The sequence below is a fragment of the Ruegeria sp. CG8 genome, assembly GCF_056537165.1.
Map to the genome: position 1 here is coordinate 64,309 of NZ_JBQFRA010000007.1, position 24,235 is coordinate 88,543.

Consider the following 24,235-nt stretch of genomic DNA (forward strand, 5'->3'; position numbering starts at 1 on the left):
ACAGCTCACGGCGTCCCGTTGGTGCTATTGGTTCCCGGCACGGCTTGTGAGTTCCTCCATGACGTTGTCGAGGTTGAAGCTGCCGGGTTTTTGCCTTGGCGGAAATTCCTCGAAGCTTTGTAGCCATTGCCCAACGAAGGCGGAGGCCGGAGCTATCGCGAACATATGCTCGAGGAACCAGCGCTGGTATCCCATAGCGTTCTCTTCCTCGGCTCGCTCGAACGGATCGCTGCGGAGGTTTGCCAGCATCGGTGCACGCAAGACTTCAAACGGCGAGAGCCATACATCAAGCCCATGCGCATTCTGCTTCAGGAATGTCACCTTGTACTGTTCGTATCGCAAGGCGGCGACGCTGCCATCATCGGTCCAATAGATGAACTCGCTGCGCGGCCACTCATCCGTTTCACCTGAGAGCGACGGCAGAAGATTGTAGCCGTCAAGATGGGCCTTGTATTGGCGACCGATCGCTTCAACGCCACCATCGAGCAACTTTTCTTTGATGTCTGGCTCACCGACCGCAGCCAGAATGGTAGGCAACATATCCGTATGCGATACTACGCCATTGACCTTCGATCCCGGCTCGATGACGCCCGGCCACTTGATGACCGTCGGGACACGATAGCCACCTTCCCATTGCGTGTTCTTCTCACCGCGGAAGGGTGTCGTACCGCCATCCGGCCACGTGAACGTCTCCGCTCCGTTGTCGGTTGAATACATTACGACGGTGTTGTCGGCGATTCCGAGCTCATCAAGTTTATCAAGCAGTACACCGACATGCCCATCATGCTCGACCATGCCGTCGGGATAAACTCCAAGTCCCGTCACTCCCTCGGACTCTTCCTTCAAATGCGTGAATATGTGCATGCGGGTGGAGTTCCACCAAAGGAAGAAAGGTTTGTCCTGTTCAACGGCTCTATCCATGAAATCCAACGCGCTGGCCGTGACTTCTTCGTCAACGGTTTCCATGCGCTTTTTCGTAAGCGGCCCGGTATCCTCGATCGAGCCATCAGCGGTCGACTTGATCACCCCGCGCGGGCCGAAGTTTTCCCTGAAGGCTTCATCCTTGGGGTAGTCAGGGTTTTCGGGCTCTTCTTCTGCGTTGAGATGGTAAAGGTTTCCGAAAAATTCATCGAAACCATGGTTTGTGGGTAGGTGCTCGTCACGGTCACCCAAATGGTTTTTGCCGAACTGGCCAGTCATGTAACCATGGTTTTTGAGCAGCCCGGCGATGGTTGGGTCTTCGACGGGCATGCCCTCGGGCGCGCCGGGTAGGCCGACCTTGGTCAAACCCGTGCGGATGGGAGATTGTCCCGTGATAAAGGCTGCTCGTCCTGCGGTGCAGGACTGCTCTCCGTACCAATCAGTAAATAACGCGCCTTCTTTGGCTATGCGGTCGATGTTGGGTGTCTGATACCCCATCATGCCATGGTTGTAGGCACTGATATTCCAGAATCCAATATCATCTCCCCAAATAATCAGGAAGTTCATAGGGGGATCATCTTGTGCGGAAACGGCTGTGGCAGCTGCAGCAAATAAGGCCGCCATTATCGTTGATCTTGTTTTGTATTTCATTTTCGTCCTCCCAAAATTTCTTGTTAATACCGAGTAACCTACCACAAATTTGCCGGTTTTGTCGGGGCACTTGCGGTTTTCAGGATTTCGGGCGGAAACGCGCAAGTGATCCAAGAGACCCAATCGACGTTGATGGCTTTGATTTACGAGCCGACCGAGACTTTTCTCCGCGCTTCAAGGCATGGTTGATCAAGACGAGTTTTGTCGAACCTCGGAGCCACGCCAATGCGGTTTTTGGGGCACTTCTTCTTCTTCTTCTTTTGGCGCAAAGAAGGCACCCGCTGAACGTTTTTTGGGTGTGTGTTCAGTAAGCCTGTCGGTCGTTCCGGCACATTCGATCCCGTGCGTTGGCGACCGAAAAGCGCCGCGCACCGTTGATCAACCCGGCCGTCGGTGCTGCTGCCGTCTATCCTTTAGCCTATCGCCGGCTTCGGAACATGGGTGTTTGGATTCCTTGACAACCGCAGCATCGCGACCTGCGTGCCTCCGCCCCCTTGCCGTCGGAACGCCCAAACCTGCTGCGGGATATGATCCGCTGAAACCGATTTCAGCGGATCAAGGGCAATGGTCAGTTGGTGATTTCTTGCACCTTCATGACCAGTTCGTTCCAGTTTCGCTGGTTTTCGATATCATGCTCGAGCCCTTGTTCATCGGCAATTCGAAAGCGTTTGACCGCCGGCGTCTTGCTTGTCGCTTGGTACAGCCAATAGGCCTCGGCCCTCAACGCCTCGGAAATAGGTTTGTCGATGGATTCGTAGACCATCTGCTTGCACGCGTTGATGGATTCGGCGGGGAACTGGGCAATGCGCCTGGCCAGAGCATCGACATAGGGACCGATCTCGTCAGGGTCCAGCGCCTTGTTGATGGTGCCCATGCGCTCGGCATCGTCGGCATCGTAGTCCTGCGCACTCAGGATGATTTCCAATGCCCGGCCAAGTCCGGTTTGGCGCGCCATGCGAGAAGCTCCGCCGCCGCAGGGCAGGATACCCATGCCAACTTCCATCTGCATGAACTTGAACTTCCCGCGTGCCGCAAAACGCATGTCCAGCGCGAGCGCGAGTTCGTGTCCGCCGCCACGCGCGAAGCCTTCAAGCTTTGCGATTGTTGCCTGCGGGACCTTGCTCAGCCGTTCGCACACTGACTGCAGGTCCAGCAGCTGGGCTTCTTCGCGCGAAACGGCCTCGGTCGAAAGATCCTTGAGCAACTCGGTATCGTAATGACAGACCCAGATTTCGGGGTTCGCAGACTGGAAGATCACCACTTTGGTTTCCCGGTCCCGCTCCAGCCGCATCGCAAGGCTGTTGAGGTCGGCCAGCATCTCCTGGCCCTGAACATTGACCGCTCCGAAGTTGAACGTCACGGTGGCAATTGCATTCTCGACCGCGACGTCGAAGGTCTGGAAATTTTCGTATTTCATTGGACAGTCCTCTCCTGTTCTCGCCATCAAAGATGCGAGGGTTTGCATGGATTGGCAGGGCGCGGGAGTGCGCCCGGCTTAGCCGTATCGGCGGATAGTGTCTTGAATGGCCTTCATGACGTCGGCAGCGTGTTCGGACTTCAGCGCTGCGGGGTGCGGGTCTGCAAATGTACCGCCGTCATTGTCGAAATAGGCGCCCGACGCCTGCGCGAACCGATCGCTAAGTGCGGCGTCGATCAGGATGTCGGCGCCGATGTTGAGGTCGTTGCCGGCGACTCCGAAACCGTCCTTGACCATTTTGGACGCCAGCAACGAACCCGGATTGACCGCGATCAACGTCGGTCCATCGGGGAGGGCGCGGGCCTGTTCGCGCGTCCATATCGTGATTGCCAACTTGCTTTGCGCATATGCGCCCATATCGGCCAGCCGCGTTTTGCCGGTCAAAGCATCCACATCCACAGGGGCCTGGGCGGCCGAGGACAGGTTCACGACGCGGCCAGTCTTGGGAATGATCGGAAGCAGAAGTTCGGTCAGCAGATAGGGCGCGAACGTGTTCACGACGAAGCGGATATCGAGACCGTTTTCGAGAGTGGTCTGCGGAGCCTTCAGGACGCCGGCGTTGTTGATCAGCACATCCAGCCGGTCGTGATTGGACCGGATGGCCTCCGCCAAAGACCTCACGGCTGATAGGTCGGACAAATCGGCGCTGTAGGTTTCCGGCTGTCCTCCAACCTCCTGGGCGGCTGCCTCCAGCTTTGCTGAGTTCCGCCCGTGCAACAGAACACGGTGACCGTCATCGGCCAGTTTTTTGGCGGTGAGCAGTCCGATACCATCGGTTGCTCCAGTGATCAGAATGGTTTTGGTCATGTGATCCGTTCCTTATGAAAATTCCGGCAAGATCGTATCCGCCAGGCGTTTGAGTGTCGGTTCGATGGCAGCTTGGTTGAAACGCAGATTCAGGGCGACGTGGTTCATCCCCAACTCACGGATTTCAGCCAAGTAGCGCTGCAGGAAATTCGAACCCGACTGGAACCCCAGATGTATTGGGCGTGCGGGGGCATTTGGGTCTTCCAGCAAGTCGACATAGAGCGACTGCATCACCGGTTTGTCCGGTTGCCCCAGTGCTTTCAGACGGTTCCGGTAATCGGCCACCGCGCGCCCCTGTGATGCCGCGTCGCGCGGATAGGTCATCCATCCATCGCCGTTTTCAGCCACCCAATCCGGGGATTGTCGACTGCCGCCCGTGATCAACAGCGGCAGGCGCGTTCCCGAGGGTTTCGGCAGAAGGTCAATGTCGCCGGGCAGATGTCCCTGCAGGCTTTCATGCTTGGGATAGGGTGTTGCCGTTGCACGGATATAGTCGACACTGTCGCGGAACCGTTCACCGCGATCGGCGAAGGACTGACGCATTGCAGGATACTCTTCCGGCCGATCGCCAGAGGCCACACCCAACAGCAGACGGCCATCGGACAATACATCCGCCGACGCGGCTGCCTTTGCCACATGGGCCGGATGGCGCAGGGGCAAAACGATGCTGGCGGTCCCCAGGGCAATGCGATCCGTCGCGGTCGCTAGCGCACCCAGATAGACGAACGGGTCAAAGATCTGGCCGGGGTCCCCGAAACTTGGAACATTGAATGGCACGTCGCGCAGCCAAAGCGCGGCAAAGCCCAGAGACTCGGCCAATTGCGCGGCCTTCATGTGGCCCTTCATCGTCGGCTCGGATCCCACCGGGTAGGCCTCAAGCGGCAATACCAGCCCGAGCGTCAGCTGATCCGGTCGAAATACCTGACCGTAGGCCTTGTTGATCGGGGCAAAGGACAGGTTTTGGTTTTTGTCCAACATGATGGTTCCTTGCTCAGTACCGCACCAAAGTGCGGGTCTCGATGCTCTTCCGGATGGTGGTGACGGTCGGGTCCTCGACCATATCGAGCGCGCTGTGCGCGACGGAAGGCAACCCCCGATTGTCGTAGATGTTGAAAATCGCGATTTCATCCGGGCTCATTCGAGACAGATAGACCCAGTCATGCCGTGCATTCCCGACAAGCCCCATGATCTGCCCTTTGCGGTCAGGATAGATCAGGTCAAGCAGGATCCAGTCTTTGGGTTCGACGGACGAAGGACGGACAAACCCCAGCGGCGCGCTGTTGATCGGGTGACCGACCGGCCGCCATAGATTGACAAAGGCATAGTGCCCTTTGCTCCACTCGACCGCCCGCTCGGCGCCGAGCAAATCCTCCAGCCGTTGCCGAGCGCCGTCCGCGCTGTAATCGCTGTGGACATTGCGCGCCGGCTTGCGCGTCGCCTTTGGGTCGTCCACGCGCAAGGTATGGTCGAAGATCACCACCTCGCGAACGCCGATCTTTGCGGTCAGCAGTTGAGTGAGCTCGTGTTCGTAGGTCCGTTTCCACTGATCCCCGGAAAAATCGCGGATGGCACTGGGCGCATTCAGAAACTCGACGCCGTCGGGGTCAAAGCGCAGGGGTTGCCCCGATGTCCGCATATCAGTCAGGTTCACCTGTGTCGGTAACAGTTCGGGCGAAATCAGGTTGCCGACAATGCCGCCGGCGTCCAGTTGGAACGCCTGCCGTTCAGGTTTGTGAACGTGATAGTTTACGATACCGGTTCGTTGCATCTGTACCCTCACTGAATTGCGGATGACGCAGCCCCTGGCTTTATCGACGTTGGCTCAGAACCAGTTCACGGTTTCGGCCATCGGGCGGCGGGTCTTGGGGAATTGCGGATCACTGGCGCGATACCCAAAGGCAAACATCACCGCGGGTTTCCATTTCGAGGTATCCACCCCGAAATGCTCGGCCAGAGTCTGGGTGGTGAGTTCCATGTCAAACCCTTCGATGGGGCAGGAATCGATACCCATCAAAGCAGCGGTCGTCATCATGTTGGCCAGAACGATATAGGCCTGTTTGCCGGCCCAGTCGGTGATCTCGCGTTCAGTGGTGATGCGATGGTCGGTTGACTGGAACTTGCCATAAGCACCGTTGAACAACTCGATGACGTCCTCGGGCAGTTGTTTGACCTTGCGATAGTGGTCTTGCAGATAATCAGACCCAGCGGTCATGGTTGCCGCAGTGCTGGCCAGAACGATGCCAAAGTGGCTGGCTGTCCCCAGCTGGCCGGAGCTGCCGTTCATCATGCCATTGGCGCCCCAGGAAAACTCGCGCAAAAGCTCGCGTTTGTCGGGCGATTGGATGACAAGAATCTTGAATGGCTCGTGCCCGAAAGAGGTGGGCGACAGGCGGCCAGCTTCAAGAATGGTTTCGAAATCGGCGTCGCTGATCTTGCGGTCGGGATCAAAGACCTTTGTCGCGTGCCGGAAATTGAAGGCTTCGAGGATCTGTGACTGAACGTTCGGGCGAACGGACATTGGTGGCTCCATTTGGTTTGTCTTCCGTGGAGCCAGAAATATCACTTGCAGAATCCGATGAAACAGAGGATATCAGGTTTCAGTTTTCGGATTTTGCGTATAATAAGCTAATGGACACACAAGCGCTTCGTCTTTTTGTGCTTGCAGCGGACAAGCTGAACATATCGGCCGCCGGGCGCGAACTGGGTTTGGTGCCCGCAGTCTCCAGCGCCCGACTTGCCAAGCTGGAGCATCAGCTGGGTGTCGAGTTGCTTCACCGCTCGACCCGGAAAGTATCGTTGTCTCTGGAGGGCGCTGAGTTTCTACCTTATGCGCGCGAGATTCTGGCGCAGGAGAATGCGGCCTTGGCCGCTTTGGGGCAGGGGTCGGCCCAAGCCACCGGCACACTGCGGTTTACTGCGCCCAGCACGTTTGCACAGCTCTACATTGCTCCGATCCTTGCAAAGTTCCAGGAACAGCATCCGGGTGTGACCCTGGACCTGCGTCTGTCGGATGCTCAGTTTGATCTGATCGAAGGCAGCTATGATCTTGCTTTGCGGAACGCACCGCTGATCGATACCAGCCTCAAGGGGCGCAAGCTGGCGGATGACAAACGCATCCTCTGCTCGGCACCAGAATACCTGTCGGCCCACGGAGAGCCCAAGACGCCGGATGATCTGGCGCATCATCGGCTGATTGCATTTCGCCACACCCGAGCCCGGGCGCTGAAAACTGCCCGGGGAGCTGTCGCAAGTTTCGATCCCGGAGCCACGAAATGTCCATTGATCATGGATGACGGTCTCAGCCAGAAGCTGGCCACCGTGGCAGGGGCGGGGATCTCGATGAACTCACTGTGGAGCGTTCAGGAGGAGCTTGCCTCGGGCAAGTTGCGTCATGTCCTTCCCGAATATGAGGCGGCGGAAGACAACGTGCTGTGGCTGATCTATCCCAAGTCGAACGTATTGTCGCCAAAGGTAAGGGTCTTCATGGATTTTCTGATCACCGAGATCGGCGTGAAGCCTCCGTGGGAAAGATCATTGGTCTGACTGATTGCGTCCAGTTGCTTCGGGCCAGCGCAGCAAAGGCCCGATTAGCCGTTCTGAAAGTAGAACGACAGCTTCCGGCTGACCCCGCCTGGAGGTTTCGGGAAGGGCGATGCGCGACGGACTTGTTCCTTGGCGGCCCTGTCGACCTCGGTCGAGCCGGAACTGTCGATGATATCGACCCAGGCCAGTGTTCCGTCCGGATTGATTTCAAAGAAGACTTTGGCAAAGCCGCGAACCGAGACATAGACCGGCGGAGTTCTGTTGAGGTGGACAAGAACCTGCCCGGCGTAATTGGTGACATTCGAGTTTCCCGGGCCTCGACCGCCGGACTGATTGGAGTTGCCTCCTCGGCTGAAGGAATCGACCCCCTGTCGGCGATAGGTCGTCAGCGGCGAGTCGATCTGCTTGTTGGGAAATCGCAGGTTGTCAAAACTGTCGAGCCGGCTGGCCCTTTGGTCGGGTACAGGGGCCGCAGCAGGGGTCCGGTCCGGAAGGCGCGGGCGGATCGATGTTGCAACCGCCAGATCCGAGACGCCGTCTTCGGTGTCGCTTTCGACCGGTTGCTGCTCCTCCGCCGGCACTGAGGGGTCCGGGATCGGCGAGGGGGCCGGCAGGGCTGCCAGTTGCTCTGGTTCCGAAACCGGGTCCTCTATGGGTTCGACCGGTGCTTCGGGCGCCGCTGCGGACTGCGTTTCGGCTTGGGCGGGGGGTGTTTCATCCACCTCATCGGCGGCCTGCCGATCACTTTCGGCCGAGTCCGCCGGCTCAACGATTTCCGGAACGGGCTGATCAGGCTGCACCGGGTTGGTTTGTCCGATATCAGGCGAATTGACCTTTTGCGGATCCGACGAAGCGACCAGTGTTTCGCTGACGGGTATTTCGGCCCGGTCCGGCTCTGTCGGCTGTTCGACATCGGGCTCGGGCTCTTCTGCGGGGGTTGGCGGCTCGGGCGGGGTCGCGGTTTCCGCCAGATCCTCGAACGCATTGCCCAAGGCAACCGTGTCCGGTTGCGGTCCGGCCGTCGCAGGGTCCGCAGAATCCCGCGCGGCTGGCAGCAGCAGGAAAAGGTGGAGCAGCACCGAAAGCACAAGGGCCAGCGCCGCGACAAACAGAGATTCCCGGATCATTCGAGCGCCCGTTCGGTCACCGCAAAGACTGCGGTGGCGCCGAGACGGCGCAAGGCGCCGGTGACTTCGATCAGGCGTGCCCCGGAAACGTTCCGGTCAGGCACGATCCGCACGGGTTCTTCCCCCCGGCCGGTCATGTAGGTCTGCGGATCCGTCGGTGTTCCACGAAAGCTGAGCGTCCCGTCAGCGTGAAGAACCAGAGCATCGGGTGGTTCGCGGCCATCCAGATCGGATGTGTTGACCAGTTCCAAGTCCGGGTCCAACGGTTTAGCAACGGTTCCGGCGATCAAAAAGAAGATCAGCATCAGAAAGACCACGTTGATCAACGGGATGGTCGAGTCGCGCTTGCGGCTTGGGCGGTCGTGGCGGATCATGGCGTCACTCCAGAACCGTTACCGACAGACCGTCGAGGCCGCGCAATTTCACCAGAAAGTCAACAAGCCGTTGGGCGTTGACGTCGCCGTCAAGACTGACCAGCACCTGCCCGGGCTGCAGTGCCTGTGCCAATTCATCCAGCGAGAGCGGTGCTCCGTTCAGCACCACGCGGTTCGCCCCCAATTGCACAAATGCGCGATCCGACGGAGCGCTGGGCTCTGATGGGCCCGCGGCTGCGCTGCTGAGTTGAATTTCTCCGAATGTCGAAAAGGTCGACGTTAGCATGAAGAACAGCAAAAGCAGAAAAATCACGTCGATGAGCGGTGTCATCGACATGGCGCGCCGAACAAATGGGGCCGCGTTACGCATGTCCCGGCGCGGCGACAAAAGCGGTGCTTGTCGTTGCTGTAGGCAGCGCCTGGGTCGGTACGAGAATCGTGCGCAAGGCCTTGTCTGCGAACACCCGCTCGCGCGCGGTACGGCTTTCGAACCAGGACAGGACCATGGATGTGGGCATCGCAACCGCCAGACCCACCGCAGTCGTCACCAGCGCAACCCAGATCCCACCAGCCAGCAGCGACGGATCCACACCGGCCCCGGCCGTCTGCAGGCTTTGGAACGCTTCGATCATGCCCAGAACCGTACCGAACAACCCCAGCAAGGGGGCCAACTGCGCGACCGTATCCAAAAGCCGGAAACCGCGCTCGAGCCCGGCCAACGCCAATCCGGCTTCGGCGTCCAGCCGTTCGTCCAGCCCCGCCGTATCCGGGGCGTTCATTGCCGCACCCACGATCGGGGCAAGGTAGCTGCTGCTGGCGGCCAGACGCTCGCGCGCAGTGTCGTGGTCTCCGGCATCCCAGGCCGCCAATGCCTGGGACAGCACCCTGTGGCGGCCGACGCCACAGGCCGCAAACTGCCAGAGCTTGTAGATCGAAACCGCCACGGTCAGGATCGACATCACAAGAAGGATCGCCACTACTGGCCCGCCCAATGCAAGGATCTGGCCAAGCGCGTTGAAGATGTTCATCCCAAAAGCTCCATTTCCAAGCGGCTGGTCACCGACAGGGCCGAATTGCAAAGATCACTCTCGGAACCGCCTGTTACGCAGGAACTGGCTCCGTTTATCAGAACGCGCCCGACCGTTGCGCATGGTCTGTCAGGCAGGTCGAACTGGCGCACACGCGGGCGGTCCTGCGGCAAATCCCGAAAATCGAACAATGACAGTTTGATCACCGAACCCTGCGTGTCGAAGATCACGGTTTCGAAAACGGCTTTGTCGATCGCCTGTCCGGTTTCGTTGGTGATCAGAAATGACAGCCGACAGGCCTGCCCCACATCCTGCGCCGCGTTGAGTTCCAGTGACAACCCTGCGCCATCGGCGTCAGATGATTGCGCACTGGCCGCAAAGGGGAGGGCTGAACATGCGATAAGGGCGGGTAAAAGGTGACGCAGTTTCAATGATAGAACCTCATTCTGAACACGTGGTACCTGCAGCCCGCCAAACAGTGCTGGCGCCGTGTCTGTGATATCTTAGACCGGCTGTGCGGGGAAGGGTTGGCGGGGGCATTGTGATCGTTCGTCAGGCGAAACCTCGCCAATACTCTTGGAGGTTCGCGGCTGTCGCTCAGGTTTCGACAAGATATCTGTCCGACAGAGGCAGGCTGGCTGCCCCCAGGGCGCGGGCATCCGGACCCACCGACCCGGCCAGAACCGAGGGCTGCTCGAGCCCGGTGAAGTTGAGCTGGGAGAGATGCGTCTCAACACGTTCGATCAAGTGCGCGGTAACGCTCTCGGGCATCCAGCCATCGATTTTCACCGTTTCAAAGTCGATCAGGCTGCAGGAAGACAAGATTGCATAGGCCAGACCTTTCGCGGCCTCGTCCATCCATGCCTCGAGAAGCGTGTCCGGCATGTCCCAATGGTCCGGGGTCTCCCACATGTGGAAGGGATCCAGCCCTGCGGCGACAAGCTTCTGCTCAAGCACGCACAGGCTGGCGACATCGATCAGGGGTTTGACTTCGCCCGAGCCGACGGGAACCGGCAACGGACCCAAGGCGCCTGCATTCCCGCGCCCGGAAAAAATGACGCCGTTCAGGACGACTCCCCCGCCAATGAAGTACCCCATGTAAAAATACAGAAAGTTCCGCGGTCTTTCGGATGGTCCGAACACCAACTCTGCCCCGCAAGCCGCGGTGGCATCATTCTGCAAATAGACGGGGATGTTTCGCGCTTGGGAAAGACTGGCCTGCAGATCGGCCGAGCGCCATGGATCCATCCTTTCTTGTGGGACATTCAGGGTCTGCGCCCAGTCCCAGAGATAGAAGGGCATCGCAATGCCCAACCCGGCAACCCGGTCACGCGATGCTGCCGGCATCTGGTGTATCATCCTGTCCAATGTGCCCGTGGCGAAATCCAATGTCGCATCGGGGGTGGGATAATCATAGGTCTCGCGCGCGCGATCCCGTACTTTGCCCAGGAAATCGGTCAATACAAGCTCGGTGCTGCGGCGGCCGACCTTCAGTCCCAGAAAATAGGCCCCATCCGGATTCAGGCGCATTGGCACTGAGGGTTGCCCAACCTTGCCACGTTGTGGCTCACCCCGCAGCAGCAACCCATCGCTTTCCAGTTGGCGCATGATCACCGAGACAGTCTGCGCCGACAATCCGGTCATGCGGGCCAGCTCCGATTTGGCGAGCGCCTGGTGCCGGCGAACCAGCGACAACACCAGTCGTTCGTTGTGGGCGCGCATGCCACTTTGGTTCGTCCCGCGCACGGTCGAAACACGCTCGGGCGGATTGCTCTGCGCTGATTGTTCGTCGGGCACGGGCCGCTCCTCCTTTAGTCAAGAATGTGGATGCGCCTACCCAGTGTCAATAATAAATAAGAGTGATTTATTTATTGACAGAACCCGAGAATCACCGGATGGTTTTACGCATGGGAGCCGGCGGAATTCCGTCCGGACTCCTTAGATGCCCATCGGGTATCGGAGATATTGGGAGGAAAAGCCTTGAAGATTTCAGCATTTGCTGGCGCGACCGCGCTGGCCTTTACAGCCATGGCAGGCGCTGCCGCCGCGCAGGACACGGTCTGCCTGATCACCAAAACCGACACCAACCCCTTCTTCGTGAAGATGAAAGAGGGGGCCACCGCCAAGGCCGAAGAGCTGGGCATGACGCTCAAGGCGTTTGCTGGCAAGATCGACGGCGACCATGAGACACAGGTGCAGGCGATCGAGACCTGCATTCTGGACGGCGCCAAGGGTATCCTGTTGACCGCATCCGATACCTCGTCGATCGTTCCGGCCGTCCAGCAGGCGCGCGACGCCGGTGTGCTGGTCATCGCGCTGGATACACCGCTCGAACCGATCGACTCGGCGGACGCGACTTTTGCAACCGACAACTTTCTGGCGGGCGAGCTGATCGGCAAATGGGCCGCAGCCACGCTGGGAGACGAAGCCCAGAATGCGAAGATCGCGATGTTGGATCTGGCAGTCAGCCAGCCCTCGGTCGGGGTGCTGCGCGATCAGGGCTTCCTGCAGGGGTTCGGCATTGACCTGGGCGACCCGAACAAATGGGGCGACGAAACCGACCCGCGCATCGTGGGCCATGACGTCACCGCCGGGAACGAAGAGGGTGGCCGCAAAGCCATGGAGAACCTTCTGGCCAAGGACCCGATGGTCAACGTGGTCTATACGATCAACGAACCGGCCGCCGCCGGCGCGTATGAGGCGCTCAAGGCCATCGGCCGCGAAAACGACGTGCTGATCGTCTCGGTCGACGGCGGCTGCCCCGGTGTGCAGAACGTGGCCGATGGTGTGATCGGCGCGACCTCGCAGCAATACCCGCTGCTGATGGCATCGCTTGGCGTCGAAGCGGTCAAGAAATGGGCCGACGAGGGCGTGAAGCCCGAGAACACGCCCGGCAAGGATTTCTATGACACCGGTGTTGCGCTGGTGACGGACAAGCCGGCCGATGGCGTTGAGTCGATCTCAGTCAAAGAGGGCATGGACCTCTGCTGGGGCTGATCTGATCCCTTCAGGGGCCGCAGCACGCGGCCCCTGAATTGAACCACGACCTCACCCGAAATTTTGCTAGAGTCGCCCCAAGACGGGAGCTTGACGCATGGGGGAACCTCACTGATGTCCGACACATCGAGACAGTCCGACGATTTCGAAGCCGCAGCCAAAGGCAGCCCGGAACAAGTTGCCGAATTCGAAGATCACCACCGCGGTTTCATGGGGACGGTCCAACACTTTCTGCATGTGAACCCGTCGCTGGTGCCGCTGATCGTTCTGGTCGCGGCGATCCTGATTTTCGGCGCCTTGCTTGGGGCCAAGTTCTTTTCGCCATTCGCACTGACCCTGATCCTGCAACAGGTGCAGATCGTCGGCATCGTGGCCGCCGCCCAGAGTCTTGTGATCCTGACCGCCGGGATCGACCTGAGCGTGGGGGCGATCATGGTCATGTCCTCGGTGGTGATGGGCCAATTCACCTTCCGCTATGGGCTGCCGCCCACGGTGGCGATCCTGTGCGGTCTGGCCATCGGGACCGCCATCGGCGCCGTGAACGGGTTCCTGGTCAGCCGGGTCAAGCTACCACCCTTCATCGTGACGCTGGGCATGTGGCAGATCGTTCTGGCCGCCAACTTCCTGTATTCACAGAATGAAACCATCCGGTCGCAGGAAATCGAGGCCAACGCCCCGATCCTTCAACTGTTCGGCGCCAAGTTCAATGTCGGCGGGGCTGTTTTCACGGTCGGAGTGATCTTCATGCTGGTGCTGATTCTGGTTCTGGCCTATGCGCTGCGGCATACCGCGTGGGGGCGCCATGTCTATGCCGTGGGCGACGACCCCGAGGCCGCCGAGCTGTCGGGCGTGAATGTGCATCGCACGCTGATGTCGGTCTACATGCTGTCGGGGCTGATCTGCGCCTTTGCCGGCTGGGCGCTGATCGGGCGCATCGGCTCGGTCTCGCCCACCTCGGGGCAGTTGGCCAACATCGAAAGCATCACCGCCGTCGTGATCGGAGGCATTTCATTGTTCGGGGGGCGTGGATCGATCCTGGGCTCGTTGTTCGGGGCGCTGATCGTTGGCGTGTTCACCCTCGGCCTGCGGTTGTTGGGCGCGGATGCGCAGTGGACTTTCCTTCTTATCGGTATGCTGATCATCGCCGCCGTGGCCGTGGACCAGTGGATCAGAAAGGTAGCAGCGTGATGGAACCCATTCTCAAAGGGCGCAATCTGGTCAAACGCTATGGCAAGGTCACGGCGCTGGATCATTGCGATTTCGACCTGATGCCGGGCGAGATCCTGGCCGTGATCGGCGACAACGGCGCGGGTAAATCGACCCTGATCAAGGCGGTTTCCGGTGCCGTCGCCCCGGATGAGGGCGAGATCTGGCTGGAAGGGCGAAAGGTCGATTTCCACTCGCCCATCGACGCGCGCGAAGCCGGGATCGAAACGGTCTATCAGACGTTGGCCATGTCGCCCGCCCTGTCGATCACCGACAACATGTTCATGGGGCGCGAGATCCGGCGCAAGGGACCGTTGGGTTCGGTGTTCCGGATGCTCGACCGTCCGGCGATGGAGAAGTTCGCCCGCGACAAGCTGAACGAACTGGGGCTGATGACGATCCAGAACATCAACCAGGCGGTTGAGACCCTGTCGGGTGGACAACGTCAGGGTGTCGCCGTGGCTCGTGCGGCGGCGTTCGGGTCCAAAGTCATCATCCTTGATGAACCCACCGCGGCGCTTGGCGTCAAGGAAAGCCGGCGGGTTCTGGAACTGATCCAGGATGTGAAATCGCGTGGCATTCCGATCATTCTGATCAGCCACAATATGCCCCATGTGTTCGAAGTGGCCGACCGCATCCATGTGCATCGGTTGGGCAAGCGGCTCTGCGTGATCGACCCTAAGGACTACACCATGTCCGATGCCGTGGCCTTCATGACGGGTGCCAAAGAGCCCCCGGAACAGGATCGCGCGGCATGACGGCCGAAGGGTCATCGCCACAGGCGCTGGCCGAGCGGATCGCCGACGCCGCAGCCGGGCTGGCGGACGGCGAAGCGCGCCAGCTTGTTGCCGTGGCCGGGCCGCCGGGTGCGGGGAAATCCACCGTGGCCGCTCTTGCCCAACAGGCGCTGCAGGGGCGCGGCATTCCGACCGGGCTGCTGTCGATGGATGGTTTCCACTATGACAACCAGATCCTGATGGCACGCGATCTGCTACCGCGCAAGGGTGCGCCCGAGACATTCGACCTGCCGGGCTTTCACGCCTTGGTGCGCCGCCTTCAGGCCGAAGACGAGGTCGCCGTGCCCGAGTTCGACCGCGTGCTCGACAAGTCCATCGCCGCCTGTTCGTTCGTGACCCGCGACCAGAAGGTGGTGATCGTCGAGGGAAATTATCTCCTGCTGGACGAACCGGGGTGGCGCGATCTGAGCGATCTGTGGGCGCTGACCGTGTTTCTGGACGTGCCCCTGCCGACGCTCGAGGCGCGGTTGCTGGACCGTTGGATCGGGCTGGGCCTGCCGCGCGACGAAGCTGAGCGCCGAGCCTTCGCCAATGACATTCCCAACGCCCGACGCGTGGTGCAGAGCTCGGGCGCGGCCGACCTGGTGCTGCGTTAGCCCAGAGCCTTGTACATGTAGGTGGTGGGTTCGAACACGGGCTCGAACGGGTTGCGGCAATAGCCGGGAATCTCTCCGGCAGTTTCAAAGCCCAGGCTCTGGTACAGGATGCGCGACGGGTCGGTGCTGCGCGTGTCCAACACCAACAGGGTTCGGCCTAGTTCGGTGGCGCGCGTTTGCAGCGCGTGCATCAAGGCGCGGCCCAGCCCGCGCCGCCGTGCGTCGGGATGCACCAGCAGCTTGGCCACATCGGCACGGTGCGGCTGGTTGGGCATCGCAGCCGGAATCAGCTGAACCGTCCCTTGGATGCGTCCGTCGCCATAGGCCACGAAAAGATCCAGATCTCCGGCTGACAGCGCCGGGCGCACGCGCTCCTGCCAATAGGCGCGCGCGGCGTCATGGGAAAACGGCAGAATGAACCCTATACTGGCGCCGGCATGCACGCAGCCATGCAGGATATCCGCCAGATCCTCCACCGCCTGGTCAAAAGTCGTTTCGGTCAGGCGTGTAATCATATCAGCACCAGAATGTAGCGGGCGCCGCGGGACGCCTCGGTTTCAAAACGGGTCGCGCCTGACAGATGATAACGCAGGCAATCACCCCCGTTCAGCGCATGGGACGTTCCATCAACGGTCAGGGTCAGTGCGCCATCCAGCACGATCAAGTGATGTTCCTGCCCGGGACGAGGCGGTGCGTCATAGGTGATCGTTGTGCCGGGTGGGAGGTGACATTCCAGAACCTCGCCCGTCAGCCCCGCCGAGGGCGGCGACACCGACCGGCGCGTGAACCGGGTTTCGGGGTCGCGCCATTCGATCTGCCGTTCGTAAGGAACCTTGGGGTCGAAGCTGTCCTCGACCATCATCAACAGGCGCGACATCGGCAGGCCGTAGGCTGCGCATAACCGGCCAAGATTCTCAGCCGTCGGGCTGACCTCGGCCTTCTCCATGCGCGACAGGGTGGCCCGACTAACACTGCTGGCCTGCGCGAGTTGTTCAAGCGACCAGCCCCGACTGCGGCGCAGGTCGCTCAGATGGCGCGCGAGGCGGCTGGACAGGTTGTCTAGCATTTCTCATATCCGAGAATCATTTTCGATAATGAGAAAGTTAGCAGAAATAAATAAAATAAAAAGGGGCGCCTGTGCTGCGCCCCTTCAACTGCTCGATATGATGTCGGCTTACTTCCAGCCAACCTCGTTGAAGATCTTCTGGGCCTCGGGGATGTTCTTGGCGACTTCAGACAGGTTCACTTCATCGGCCTTGAATTCACCCAGAGCGGCCACGTTCTCGGCCAGATCGACACCTTGGACGGCGGGGAATTCATCGTTGCCGTTCGAGAAGTAGACCTGTGCCTGATCGCTGGCGAGGTATTCCAGGAACTTGACCGCATTGTCCTTGTTCGGGGCATGGGCCGCGACGCCCGCACCCGACAGGTTCATGTGTGCGCCTTCGGCATCCTGCGCGGGGAACTGAATACCGATCATGTCGACGCTGTCCGACAGGCCCTTGACGTCTTTGCGCAGGGCACGTGCAAAGTAGTACGAGTTCGACACGGCGATTTCGCATTCACCGGACACGATTCCACGCAGCTGATCGGTGTCGCCGCCCTGAGGTTCACGCGCCATGTTGGCCACGACGCCCTCGGCCCATTCTTTGGCCTTTTCGGCACCATGATGGGTGATGATCGAGGCCAGCAGGGTCTGGTTGTAGGTGTTGCTGGACGACCGGATGCAAACCAGCCCTTTGTATGCAGGGTCGGCCAGATCCAGGTAGGTGGCCGGCGGGTTGGTCAGGTCATTCTTGTCGTAGAAGATGATGCGCGCGCGCTGCGAGAAGCCGAACCACTGGTTGTCTTCGTCCTGCAGGTTGGCGGGGATGCGCTCTTCCAGAACGTCGCTGTCGACCGCCTGCAGCAGGCCGGCGTTCTTGGCCCGCGCCAGGCGCGAGGTGTCCACGGTCAGCAGGATGTCGGCGGGCGAGTTCGCGCCTTCGGCTTCCATCCGCGCGATCAGCTCGTCGGCCTTGCCTTCGATGCGGTTGATCTTGATGCCAGTGGCTTCTTCGAAATCGGTGTAGAGACGCTCGTCGGTGTCGTAATGGCGCGAGGAGTACAGGTTCAGCTCGCCTTCAGCGGCGGCCGATCCGGCGATCAGGGCCGACAGTGCGGCGGCGATAAAGCTCGTGGTTTTCATCTGTGGATGTCCCGGTTGTCGAATCTCATGAGCGGGGTATTACCCGACTGATTTGCTCAATTAAACGATTCCGGGCGGGATGCAAGAAAATCCGACAAAATTACTTGGTCTAATTTGCCGCAGCGTGTTTGGGTGCGCCGGGCTGGGTTGTCTAGCGTGCGCGTTGAATGGTCTCGACCGACAAAATGGTCGGCAGATGCCTGGCGATCTCGGTCCAGGTTTCGCCTTCGTCGGCGCTTGCAAACACCGAGCCGCTGTTGGTTCCGAAATAGACACCCGCAGGGTCACGACAATCTCCTGCCATCGCCTGGCGCAGAACAGTGAAAAAGCAGCTGGTCTGCGGCAGCCCTTCGCGACAAGCGGTCCAGCTTTGGCCACCATCGGTCGATTTCCAGACCGCCGCCGCCGCATCCGGCGGATACCGTCCGATGCTGTCTCCATTCAGGGGAATGGTCCAGATCGTATCGGGATCGTGGGGATGGACGTGGATTGGGAATCCAAAGGTCGACGGCAACCCGCCGGAGATATCGTCCCAGCTGCGCCCGCCATCAGACGAACGCCAGACGCCATGATGGTTCTGTTGATACAGCAGCCCTTTGGTGCCGGGCGCCCGGACCATGTTGTGTACGCAATGACCGATTTGACCGTCCCGCGGCGCGGCCGGATGGTCGTGCTGCCCGCAACTCTCGGCGTTCGACAGCCGGTTGCGCCGCTCCCACGTAGTGCCGCCGTCTTCCGAGGCGAATACTCCGGCCGCCGATATGCCCACCCACAGCTTTTGCGCATCGTCTGGATCGGAAACGATCGTGTGCAGCACCAAGCCTGCGGCCCCCGGTGACCAGTCTTCGGCTGAGGGGTGATCGGTCAGGCCATTGACCGTTTCCCAGGTCTGCCCAGCATCCGAACTGACCAACAACCGCGCCGGTTTTGTTCCCGCGTACAATGCCCCGCCCGTATGATGCAGCGACCAGATCTGCGAGAACTCGTCGCCGAACGGTGCTGCTTCTCCGGTCCACCCGATCAACTCGGCAAAGTCGGGATCGTTCGCGGCCCACTCGTCCTGCTGCCCTTGGGTGAGTTTGGTGACCTCCCAGCTCTGGCCCCCGTCCTCGGAGCGCCAGACGCCGGCTCCGTGCCAGTCGCCGCCGCCGCCGGCCCAGAGTGTCCCGGTTTCGTCATCTCCGACGACGTGGTTGATGGGCCAGCCGCCGCAATGCGGACCCGTAACGCGCCAAGATGCGCGATCCGGGTCTCCGATGATCACGAAGGCACCCTTGGTGGTGCCCACCAGTATGTCGATGCAAGGGTATTTCATCCGTTTCGCGCTCCCGGCTGTTTTGGACAGCCTAACACGAACGGTCAGTCTCGGCGCGCGGCACAAAAAAACCGCGCCCGGAGGCGCGGTTCTTTGAAACAGCGATTTACCGTTCTCAGCCCTGACGAGCTTTGAACTTGCGCTGCGTCTTGTTGATCACATAGACGCGGCCTTTGCGACGCACAACCCGGCAGTCGCGGTGCCGGTTCTTGAGCGAGCGGAGCGAGTTCTTGACCTTCATGGTCTCTCTCCAATTCTGCGGCGCCTTCATCAAGGACGTGGCCAGCGCCTGGGTTAGCGGGTGCCCCGGGTCAGACCCGAAACAGTGAAACGATGGTGGGCGGTACAAGGATCGAACTTGTGACCCCTTCGATGTCAACGAAGTGCTCTACCGCTGAGCTAACCGCCCACTTTCCCTTTGCGTATCCTGCCCCATAACGAAACGGGGCGCGGATCTCCGCGCCGGTGGAGGGGTCTATAAAAGGAGTCGCGAAGGGGTTCAAGGGGTTTGGTCCAACAATTTTCCGGTCTATGTTATCGGCAAAGAAGGAGAGGCCATGCACAGCGCCGCATACGCTTTGGAAATGCCCGCAGAACGCACGTCGTGCGTTGTTTTTTCTTCGCCACATAGCGGTCGGAACTATTTGCCGGGCTTTCTGGATCGTTCGGTTCTGAACCGCAATGTGATTCGCTCTTCCGAAGATGCCTTTGTCGATCAACTGTTCGCTTCCGCCTCGATCCAGGGCGCACCGTTGATTGCAGCGCAGATGCCGCGCGCGTTCCTTGACCTCAACCGCAGCGCCGAGGAACTGGATCCTGCGTTGATTCTGGGCGCGCGCCGCCAGGGACACAACCCGCGCGTGGTATCGGGGTTGGGCGTGATCCCCCGTGTCGTATCCAACGGTCGCGCAATCTACAGCGGCAAGCTTACGATGGACGAAGCGCGCCTGCGCATCGACACCTATTGGCGCCCCTATCACGCCCGCCTGAAGTCTCTTTTGGCCGAATCGATCGACATGTTCGGACAGGCCATCTTGATCGACTGCCACTCGATGCCACACGAGGCCGTTGCCATGGCCGGGAACCCCAAGGGGCGCCGTCCCGAGATCGTACTGGGGGATCGGTTTGGTGCCTCGGCATCGGGCGTCATTGTTGATCAGATCGAAGCAGCCTTTTCGTCCGCAGGTCTGACCGTGGCCCGCAACACACCCTTTGCAGGGGCGTACGTGACCCAGACCTACGGGCGTCCTGCCCGCCATCAGCATGCGATTCAGATCGAGATCGACCGGGCGCTCTACATGAATGAGAACACGATCGAGCCCAACGCCAATTTCTTGGCGTTCAGGGATATTCTGGAAGAAGTCATCGCGGATATCGCCCGAATTGGATCTCAGCCGGCACGGTTGGCCGCCGAATAGGAAGTGTCACCGCAGCGCTCGGCCCTTCACGATTGCATCAGTTCCATATTTTCGGCGGATCTCGTCGGTCGCACGTTCCGCTTTCGAGCGTTGCGTGGCCCCGGGGTCCAGCAGGTCGCCGGAAATGTCGGCCTGATCTTCGGCGCACAGGTCTGACAATCCGCAGCCCAGCAGACGATAGGGGCCCTGATCGCCGACCTGATCGAACAGCCCGCGGGCGGTGCGATAGATGCGGTCGGCCATCTGTGTCGCATCCCGCAACGAGACTCGGCGGGTCAGCAGTTTGTGGTTGGCCTTCTTGAGCTTCAGCGTCACGACCCGCCCGGCCAGCCCCTTGGCCTTCGCTCGGTCGGCCACCTTTTCCGCCATGCGCCAAAGGTGACCGTCCAGAATGTCGGGGTTGGCGGTGTCTTCAAAAAACGTTGTTTCATTGCTGATCGACTTCATCGGCTCGTGGGCCGAAACGCGCCGCTTGTCCTGCCCTCTGGCCAGGTGCCACAGCCGATAGCCCATCGAGCCGAAGCGCGCCGTGAGGGCCTCTTGATCCCATCGCAGCAAGTCCGAGAATGTGCGAATGCCGGCCCGTTCCAGTGACTCCTGCGCAGCCGGTCCGATGCCCCAGATCAACCGCACCGGCTTGTCGTTCAGAAACTCGGCGGTTTCCGCCATGCCGATCACGGAAAACCCGCGCGGTTTGTCCAGGTCGGACGCCACCTTGGCCAGAAACTTGTTGTGCGAAAGCCCGATCGAGCCGGTCAGGCCCAGCTCGTCTTTCATGCGTTTGACCAGCCGTGCCAGCATCACCGCGGGCGGCGCGCCATGCAGTCGCTGGGTGCCTGACAGGTCCATGAACGCCTCGTCCAGTGACAGGGGTTCGATATCCGGTGTCAGTTCGTCCATCATCGCGCGGATCTGTCGTGAGACCTCGACATAGACGGACATGCGCGGTTTGATCACCACTGCATCGGGGCATAGTTTCAGCGCCTGAAACATTGGCATCGCTGAGCGTACGCCGCGAATACGCGCCACATAGCAGGCCGTTGAAACCACGCCACGCCGTCCCCCACCGATGATCACCGGCTTGTCCGCCAGTTCGGGGTTGTCGCGCTTTTCGACCGAGGCATAGAACGCATCGCAATCCATATGGGCGATGGTCAGATCGAACAGCTCTGGATGCCGCAACACCCGCGGGCTGCCGCAGGAGGGGCAGCGCCGTTCGTCGTGAAGACTGGCAAGGCAATCGCGACAGAGAGCGGGCATCATTTCCTTTCCACGGGCACCGCGAATGAGCGGTCTGTCCGAGGTGCCAAAAGTACAACACAGCACGCTGCAGCGCAAAGCGATTGAACGAAAAGGTGGGGCCGACAAGAAGACCCCCCGCAGTTTCGCGGGGGGAGGTAACGGGCCTCAGGAAGACGCGGCCCGTTGGGGAGTGTCTCTTGATCAGAATCGCCCAAAAATGTCGATTTCGATAGGCCTACGAAACAGGTCCCAAAACTCGTGTTTTTCATGTGTGTTTTGGGGCACAGAGGCAATTTGGCGCGGCAGCGGCCAAAAGTGACGCAAGGTCAACCGTTTGCGGGCCAAATCGTGCTTCTGGAATCGGGATTTGACGCGACTTGCCCTCGAAATGTTACACCGAACGCAACTCGGCCAGTACGGCGTCGGCTGCAGCTTTGGGGTCGGCGGCCTGATAAATCGGCCGCCCGACCACGATGTGATCGGCCCCGTCACTGATTGCGGCGGCGGGTGTCGCGACGCGTTTCTGATCGCCAAGATCCGATCCGGACGGCCGCACGCCAGGGGTGACGATCAGTCGGCCGTTGGCCTGGGGCAGGGCGCGGATCGGGGCCGCCTCTTGCGGACTGGCGATCACGCCGTCGGCGCCCGCCTCGAATGCGCGGGCCGCGCGTTCCAGAACCATGTCCTGCATGTCGCCGGACTTCATCAAACCTGCATCCAGATCGTCACGGTTCAGCGAGGTCAGGATGGTCACCGCCAGGATCTTCAGGTCCTTGCCTGCTGCGCCTTCCTTGGCGGCACGCACAACGTGGGGGTCGCCATGCACCGTGAGGAAATCCAGATCGAACTGCGCCAGCCCCCGCACTGCATTCTCGACCGTGTTGCCGATGTCGAACAGCTTCATGTCCAGAAAGATGCGCTTGCCGTGCTCCTGCTTCAACTCGTTTGCCAAGGCCAACCCACCACCGGTCAGCATCCCCAGACCGATCTTGTAAAACGATACCGCGTCGCCCAGCGTCTCGGCCATTTTCAGCCCTTCCAGTGCGTTGGGTACGTCGAGGGCGACGATCAGGCGGTCATCTGCGGTTTGGGGCAGGGCTTTGGGCATTGTTTCGACCTTTCAGGCTTGACGGGATCGGCGCTTCTGTAGAGCGTGTGGCGCAATCAGACAAGAAAAGACGCAGGGAAGTAAGGGATGATACGGTTGGGTGTGGTGGCTTCGGCAGCTGTTTTGGCCGGGGCGGGCGCTGTCTGGGCCGGCGAAACGGATTGCGGAGAGGCCCGGCTGGTCTGGGCGGACGTCAAAGACAGCGGGTCGGCGGCGGCCATCCAAAGCTTTGCCGAGGTCTATGCGGAGTGCCCGATCTACTCGCAGCTTGCACGCGAGCAACTGGCCGAATTCAATGGAGGTGCTCCCGAACCGGAGGAGGTCAGCGTCCCCAAAGAAGACACACGACGCCTGCTTGTCACCGACCTGCGACCCCGGCCGGAACCAAACCCCGACGATCCGCCATACGAGCCCGACTATTCGGACGGAGAATATGAGTGCCTGATGGCCGCTGCCGCTCCGGGCCAGTCGCCCTATTTCGACGGGGTGGAATGGGCGGACATGGACGCTGAGGACGCAATCGGCATCTGCGCCGATGCCCTGTTGAACGCGGACGAAGCTGATGCCGAGGTTGTGGCGGCGTTTGCCCGCGCGCTTCTGAAGGGCGGCGAATTGCAGATGGCGCTCGAGTTTTCCGAAATGGCTGCGATGGAGTGGAGCGGGCTCGCCATGAACACGCTCGCTTCGCTCTATAACGAGGGTCAGATCGTTCCCGAAAACGATGAAACGGCGTTCGGGTGGTACATGGCGGCCGCCGATGCCGGCCTGTCCATGGGAATGCACAACGTGGCATACGGCTATGAACACGGGGATGGTGTCGCGCCCGACATCGACAAGGCGCTCGAGTATTATGAACGGGCTGCGTTCTTTGGGTATGATCCTTCTATGGTCCGCCTTGGCATCTTCCATCGCGACGGTATGCATGTCGCACAGGATATGGACCGCGCGGTCGACTATCTGGAGCGGGCCGCCGATCACGGAAACGTCGATGCTGCGGTGCATCTGGGCTTGATCTACGAAACCGGCCAGAACGGATATCCCAAGGATATCGAAAAGGCGCTGGAGTATTACTTCCAGGCCGCCGAAGAGGATGACGTCGTGGCGCTGCATAATCTGGCGTCGCTGACCTATCACGGGCGGGACGGAGTACCCCAGGACACGCAGGCGGCTTTTGTGCTCTGGGGCAGGGCGGCCGAGCTTGGCCATATGGCCTCGCAGCGCAAGTTCGGCCGGCTGCTGCACGAGGCGGGCGAGATCGAAGGCGCGTTGAAATATTACCGTCTTGCGGCCGATCAGGGCGACGACGTTGCAACAAAACTGATCCGGGAAATCGAAGGCGATTGACCGCCACGGCTGGCAGGGGAGACCCTGGTTTCCCCGCTTTGGCCCAACTGTGCTATGGTGCCGCCATTCAGGACCAAAAATTGCACCAAAGGGACA

At 60.4% G+C, this 24,235-nt stretch carries 26 protein-coding genes and 1 tRNA gene; 7 read left to right on the forward strand and 20 right to left on the reverse strand.

Annotation, left to right across the window (positions count from 1 at the left end):
* Positions 1-24: 24 nt before the first annotated feature.
* From ACR0EF_RS17965 to ACR0EF_RS17990, 6 genes are all read right to left on the reverse strand, one after another.
* Complete coding sequence (locus ACR0EF_RS17965; RefSeq protein WP_170373386.1) at positions 25-1,572, reverse strand: arylsulfatase; 1,548 nt, start codon at positions 1,570-1,572, stop codon at positions 25-27.
* A gap of 568 nt (positions 1,573-2,140) precedes the next feature.
* Positions 2,141-2,989, reverse strand: coding sequence for an enoyl-CoA hydratase/isomerase family protein (locus ACR0EF_RS17970; RefSeq protein WP_170373387.1), 849 nt, complete (start codon positions 2,987-2,989; stop codon positions 2,141-2,143).
* Positions 2,990-3,067: 78 nt separating this feature from the next.
* Positions 3,068-3,856, reverse strand: a complete 789-nt coding sequence (locus ACR0EF_RS17975) for an SDR family NAD(P)-dependent oxidoreductase (protein ID WP_170373388.1) — start codon at positions 3,854-3,856, stop codon at positions 3,068-3,070.
* A gap of 12 nt (positions 3,857-3,868) precedes the next feature.
* On the reverse strand, positions 3,869-4,834 hold the full coding sequence (locus ACR0EF_RS17980) for an LLM class oxidoreductase (RefSeq protein ID WP_170373389.1): 966 nt from the start codon (positions 4,832-4,834) through the stop codon (positions 3,869-3,871).
* Between the two features lie 13 nt (positions 4,835-4,847).
* Complete coding sequence (locus ACR0EF_RS17985) at positions 4,848-5,624, reverse strand: CmcJ/NvfI family oxidoreductase (RefSeq protein WP_170373390.1); 777 nt, start codon at positions 5,622-5,624, stop codon at positions 4,848-4,850.
* Between the two features lie 54 nt (positions 5,625-5,678).
* Positions 5,679-6,374, reverse strand: a complete 696-nt coding sequence (locus ACR0EF_RS17990; protein ID WP_170373391.1) for an NAD(P)H-dependent oxidoreductase — start codon at positions 6,372-6,374, stop codon at positions 5,679-5,681.
* A 110-nt stretch (positions 6,375-6,484) separates the two neighbouring features.
* Here ACR0EF_RS17990 and ACR0EF_RS17995 point away from each other — a divergent pair, with 110 nt between their 5' ends.
* Positions 6,485-7,399, forward strand: coding sequence for a LysR family transcriptional regulator (locus tag ACR0EF_RS17995; RefSeq protein ID WP_170373392.1), 915 nt, complete (start codon positions 6,485-6,487; stop codon positions 7,397-7,399).
* Between the two features lie 44 nt (positions 7,400-7,443).
* Here the strand turns inward: ACR0EF_RS17995 and ACR0EF_RS18000 are convergent, their stop codons facing one another.
* The 6 genes from ACR0EF_RS18000 to ACR0EF_RS18025 all read right to left on the reverse strand — a co-directional run bounded on the left by ACR0EF_RS18000 (position 7,444) and on the right by ACR0EF_RS18025 (position 11,650).
* On the reverse strand, positions 7,444-8,526 hold the full coding sequence (locus ACR0EF_RS18000; protein WP_170373393.1) for an energy transducer TonB family protein: 1,083 nt from the start codon (positions 8,524-8,526) through the stop codon (positions 7,444-7,446).
* Positions 8,523-8,900 carry an ExbD/TolR family protein gene (locus ACR0EF_RS18005; RefSeq protein WP_170373394.1) on the reverse strand — a complete coding sequence of 126 codons (378 nt, stop codon included), beginning with the start codon at positions 8,898-8,900 and terminating at the stop codon, positions 8,523-8,525. Before ACR0EF_RS18005 ends, ACR0EF_RS18000 begins: the two co-directional genes overlap by 4 nt.
* A 4-nt stretch (positions 8,901-8,904) precedes the next feature.
* A complete protein-coding gene (locus ACR0EF_RS18010; protein ID WP_254430029.1) occupies positions 8,905-9,270 on the reverse strand; it encodes an ExbD/TolR family protein in 366 nt (121 codons plus the stop codon).
* On the reverse strand, positions 9,263-9,928 hold the full coding sequence (locus ACR0EF_RS18015; protein WP_170343512.1) for a MotA/TolQ/ExbB proton channel family protein: 666 nt from the start codon (positions 9,926-9,928) through the stop codon (positions 9,263-9,265). Before ACR0EF_RS18015 ends, ACR0EF_RS18010 begins: the two co-directional genes overlap by 8 nt.
* Positions 9,925-10,266, reverse strand: a complete 342-nt coding sequence (locus ACR0EF_RS18020) for a hypothetical protein (RefSeq protein ID WP_244952491.1) — start codon at positions 10,264-10,266, stop codon at positions 9,925-9,927. Before ACR0EF_RS18020 ends, ACR0EF_RS18015 begins: the two co-directional genes overlap by 4 nt.
* Before the next feature lie 259 nt (positions 10,267-10,525).
* Complete coding sequence (locus ACR0EF_RS18025; RefSeq protein ID WP_170370231.1) at positions 10,526-11,650, reverse strand: ROK family transcriptional regulator; 1,125 nt, start codon at positions 11,648-11,650, stop codon at positions 10,526-10,528.
* A 306-nt stretch (positions 11,651-11,956) separates the two neighbouring features.
* Here ACR0EF_RS18025 and ACR0EF_RS18030 point away from each other — a divergent pair, with 306 nt between their 5' ends.
* The 4 genes from ACR0EF_RS18030 (at position 11,957) to ACR0EF_RS18045 (ending at position 15,524) form a co-directional block, all read left to right on the forward strand.
* A complete protein-coding gene (locus ACR0EF_RS18030) occupies positions 11,957-12,925 on the forward strand; it encodes a sugar ABC transporter substrate-binding protein (RefSeq protein WP_093965461.1) in 969 nt (322 codons plus the stop codon).
* 114 nt (positions 12,926-13,039) lie between these two features.
* Positions 13,040-14,113 (forward strand): ABC transporter permease, encoded by a 1,074-nt coding sequence (locus ACR0EF_RS18035; RefSeq protein ID WP_093965462.1) that lies wholly within the window; start codon positions 13,040-13,042, stop codon positions 14,111-14,113.
* Entirely contained in the window at positions 14,113-14,889 is a 777-nt protein-coding gene (locus ACR0EF_RS18040; RefSeq protein ID WP_170342885.1) for an ATP-binding cassette domain-containing protein, read from the forward strand. The genes ACR0EF_RS18035 and ACR0EF_RS18040 overlap by 1 nt, the downstream gene beginning before the upstream one ends.
* Entirely contained in the window at positions 14,886-15,524 is a 639-nt protein-coding gene (locus ACR0EF_RS18045; RefSeq protein WP_170373395.1) for an AAA family ATPase, read from the forward strand. The genes ACR0EF_RS18040 and ACR0EF_RS18045 overlap by 4 nt, the downstream gene beginning before the upstream one ends.
* Here ACR0EF_RS18045 and ACR0EF_RS18050 read toward each other — a convergent pair.
* The 6 genes from ACR0EF_RS18050 to ACR0EF_RS18075 form a co-directional block, all read right to left on the reverse strand.
* Positions 15,521-16,039, reverse strand: a complete 519-nt coding sequence (locus ACR0EF_RS18050; protein WP_170372785.1) for a GNAT family N-acetyltransferase — start codon at positions 16,037-16,039, stop codon at positions 15,521-15,523. The genes ACR0EF_RS18045 and ACR0EF_RS18050 overlap by 4 nt on opposite strands.
* Positions 16,036-16,590, reverse strand: coding sequence for a helix-turn-helix domain-containing protein (locus ACR0EF_RS18055; protein WP_170372784.1), 555 nt, complete (start codon positions 16,588-16,590; stop codon positions 16,036-16,038). Before ACR0EF_RS18055 ends, ACR0EF_RS18050 begins: the two co-directional genes overlap by 4 nt.
* A gap of 108 nt (positions 16,591-16,698) precedes the next feature.
* The gene (locus tag ACR0EF_RS18060) at positions 16,699-17,712 is read right to left on the reverse strand and encodes a Fe(3+) ABC transporter substrate-binding protein (RefSeq protein ID WP_170372782.1); all 1,014 of its coding nucleotides are present in this window, start codon (positions 17,710-17,712) and stop codon (positions 16,699-16,701) included.
* Between the two features lie 151 nt (positions 17,713-17,863).
* A complete protein-coding gene (locus ACR0EF_RS18065; protein WP_170373396.1) occupies positions 17,864-19,027 on the reverse strand; it encodes a WD40/YVTN/BNR-like repeat-containing protein in 1,164 nt (387 codons plus the stop codon).
* 115 nt (positions 19,028-19,142) lie between these two features.
* Positions 19,143-19,268, reverse strand: coding sequence for a type B 50S ribosomal protein L36 (ykgO, locus tag ACR0EF_RS18070; protein ID WP_005648635.1), 126 nt, complete (start codon positions 19,266-19,268; stop codon positions 19,143-19,145).
* Positions 19,269-19,361: 93 nt separating this feature from the next.
* Positions 19,362-19,436 (reverse strand) — tRNA-Val (locus ACR0EF_RS18075).
* Between the two features lie 148 nt (positions 19,437-19,584).
* On the opposite strand from ACR0EF_RS18075, the gene ACR0EF_RS18080 reads away from it, so the two are divergent.
* Entirely contained in the window at positions 19,585-20,445 is an 861-nt protein-coding gene (locus ACR0EF_RS18080; RefSeq protein ID WP_170373397.1) for an N-formylglutamate amidohydrolase, read from the forward strand.
* Positions 20,446-20,451: 6 nt separating this feature from the next.
* Here the strand turns inward: ACR0EF_RS18080 and ACR0EF_RS18085 are convergent, their stop codons facing one another.
* Complete coding sequence (locus ACR0EF_RS18085; RefSeq protein ID WP_170373398.1) at positions 20,452-21,705, reverse strand: DNA polymerase IV; 1,254 nt, start codon at positions 21,703-21,705, stop codon at positions 20,452-20,454.
* A 373-nt stretch (positions 21,706-22,078) separates the two neighbouring features.
* Positions 22,079-22,795, reverse strand: coding sequence for an orotidine-5'-phosphate decarboxylase (gene pyrF / locus ACR0EF_RS18090; RefSeq protein WP_170373399.1), 717 nt, complete (start codon positions 22,793-22,795; stop codon positions 22,079-22,081).
* Positions 22,796-22,882: 87 nt separating this feature from the next.
* Between pyrF and ACR0EF_RS18095 the strand changes: the two genes are divergently transcribed.
* Positions 22,883-24,139 carry a tetratricopeptide repeat protein gene (locus tag ACR0EF_RS18095; protein WP_170372771.1) on the forward strand — a complete coding sequence of 419 codons (1,257 nt, stop codon included), beginning with the start codon at positions 22,883-22,885 and terminating at the stop codon, positions 24,137-24,139.
* Positions 24,140-24,235 lie beyond the last annotated feature (96 nt).

What these genes read in the sequence shown, in the direction of transcription:
- ACR0EF_RS17965 (WP_170373386.1), bottom strand. Translation starts at nt 1,572, where the DNA reads ATGAAATACAAAACAAGATCAACGATAATGGCGGCCTTATTTGCTGCA.
- ACR0EF_RS17970 (WP_170373387.1), bottom strand. Translation starts at nt 2,989, where the DNA reads ATGAAATACGAAAATTTCCAGACCTTCGACGTCGCGGTCGAGAATGCA.
- ACR0EF_RS17975 (WP_170373388.1), bottom strand. Translation starts at nt 3,856, where the DNA reads ATGACCAAAACCATTCTGATCACTGGAGCAACCGATGGTATCGGACTG.
- ACR0EF_RS17980 (WP_170373389.1), bottom strand. Translation starts at nt 4,834, where the DNA reads ATGTTGGACAAAAACCAAAACCTGTCCTTTGCCCCGATCAACAAGGCC.
- ACR0EF_RS17985 (WP_170373390.1), bottom strand. Translation starts at nt 5,624, where the DNA reads ATGCAACGAACCGGTATCGTAAACTATCACGTTCACAAACCTGAACGG.
- ACR0EF_RS17990 (WP_170373391.1), bottom strand. Translation starts at nt 6,374, where the DNA reads ATGTCCGTTCGCCCGAACGTTCAGTCACAGATCCTCGAAGCCTTCAAT.
- ACR0EF_RS17995 (WP_170373392.1), top strand. Translation starts at nt 6,485, where the DNA reads ATGGACACACAAGCGCTTCGTCTTTTTGTGCTTGCAGCGGACAAGCTG.
- ACR0EF_RS18000 (WP_170373393.1), bottom strand. Translation starts at nt 8,526, where the DNA reads ATGATCCGGGAATCTCTGTTTGTCGCGGCGCTGGCCCTTGTGCTTTCG.
- ACR0EF_RS18005 (WP_170373394.1), bottom strand. Translation starts at nt 8,900, where the DNA reads ATGATCCGCCACGACCGCCCAAGCCGCAAGCGCGACTCGACCATCCCG.
- ACR0EF_RS18010 (WP_254430029.1), bottom strand. Translation starts at nt 9,270, where the DNA reads ATGCGTAACGCGGCCCCATTTGTTCGGCGCGCCATGTCGATGACACCG.
- ACR0EF_RS18015 (WP_170343512.1), bottom strand. Translation starts at nt 9,928, where the DNA reads ATGAACATCTTCAACGCGCTTGGCCAGATCCTTGCATTGGGCGGGCCA.
- ACR0EF_RS18025 (WP_170370231.1), bottom strand. Translation starts at nt 11,650, where the DNA reads ATGCGCGCCCACAACGAACGACTGGTGTTGTCGCTGGTTCGCCGGCAC.
- ACR0EF_RS18030 (WP_093965461.1), top strand. Translation starts at nt 11,957, where the DNA reads ATGGCAGGCGCTGCCGCCGCGCAGGACACGGTCTGCCTGATCACCAAA.
- ACR0EF_RS18035 (WP_093965462.1), top strand. Translation starts at nt 13,040, where the DNA reads ATGTCCGACACATCGAGACAGTCCGACGATTTCGAAGCCGCAGCCAAA.
- ACR0EF_RS18040 (WP_170342885.1), top strand. Translation starts at nt 14,113, where the DNA reads ATGGAACCCATTCTCAAAGGGCGCAATCTGGTCAAACGCTATGGCAAG.
- ACR0EF_RS18045 (WP_170373395.1), top strand. Translation starts at nt 14,886, where the DNA reads ATGACGGCCGAAGGGTCATCGCCACAGGCGCTGGCCGAGCGGATCGCC.
- ACR0EF_RS18050 (WP_170372785.1), bottom strand. Translation starts at nt 16,039, where the DNA reads ATGATTACACGCCTGACCGAAACGACTTTTGACCAGGCGGTGGAGGAT.
- ACR0EF_RS18055 (WP_170372784.1), bottom strand. Translation starts at nt 16,590, where the DNA reads ATGCTAGACAACCTGTCCAGCCGCCTCGCGCGCCATCTGAGCGACCTG.
- ACR0EF_RS18060 (WP_170372782.1), bottom strand. Translation starts at nt 17,712, where the DNA reads ATGAAAACCACGAGCTTTATCGCCGCCGCACTGTCGGCCCTGATCGCC.
- ACR0EF_RS18065 (WP_170373396.1), bottom strand. Translation starts at nt 19,027, where the DNA reads ATGAAATACCCTTGCATCGACATACTGGTGGGCACCACCAAGGGTGCC.
- ykgO (WP_005648635.1), bottom strand. Translation starts at nt 19,268, where the DNA reads ATGAAGGTCAAGAACTCGCTCCGCTCGCTCAAGAACCGGCACCGCGAC.
- ACR0EF_RS18080 (WP_170373397.1), top strand. Translation starts at nt 19,585, where the DNA reads ATGCACAGCGCCGCATACGCTTTGGAAATGCCCGCAGAACGCACGTCG.
- ACR0EF_RS18085 (WP_170373398.1), bottom strand. Translation starts at nt 21,705, where the DNA reads ATGCCCGCTCTCTGTCGCGATTGCCTTGCCAGTCTTCACGACGAACGG.
- pyrF (WP_170373399.1), bottom strand. Translation starts at nt 22,795, where the DNA reads ATGCCCAAAGCCCTGCCCCAAACCGCAGATGACCGCCTGATCGTCGCC.
- ACR0EF_RS18095 (WP_170372771.1), top strand. Translation starts at nt 22,883, where the DNA reads ATGATACGGTTGGGTGTGGTGGCTTCGGCAGCTGTTTTGGCCGGGGCG.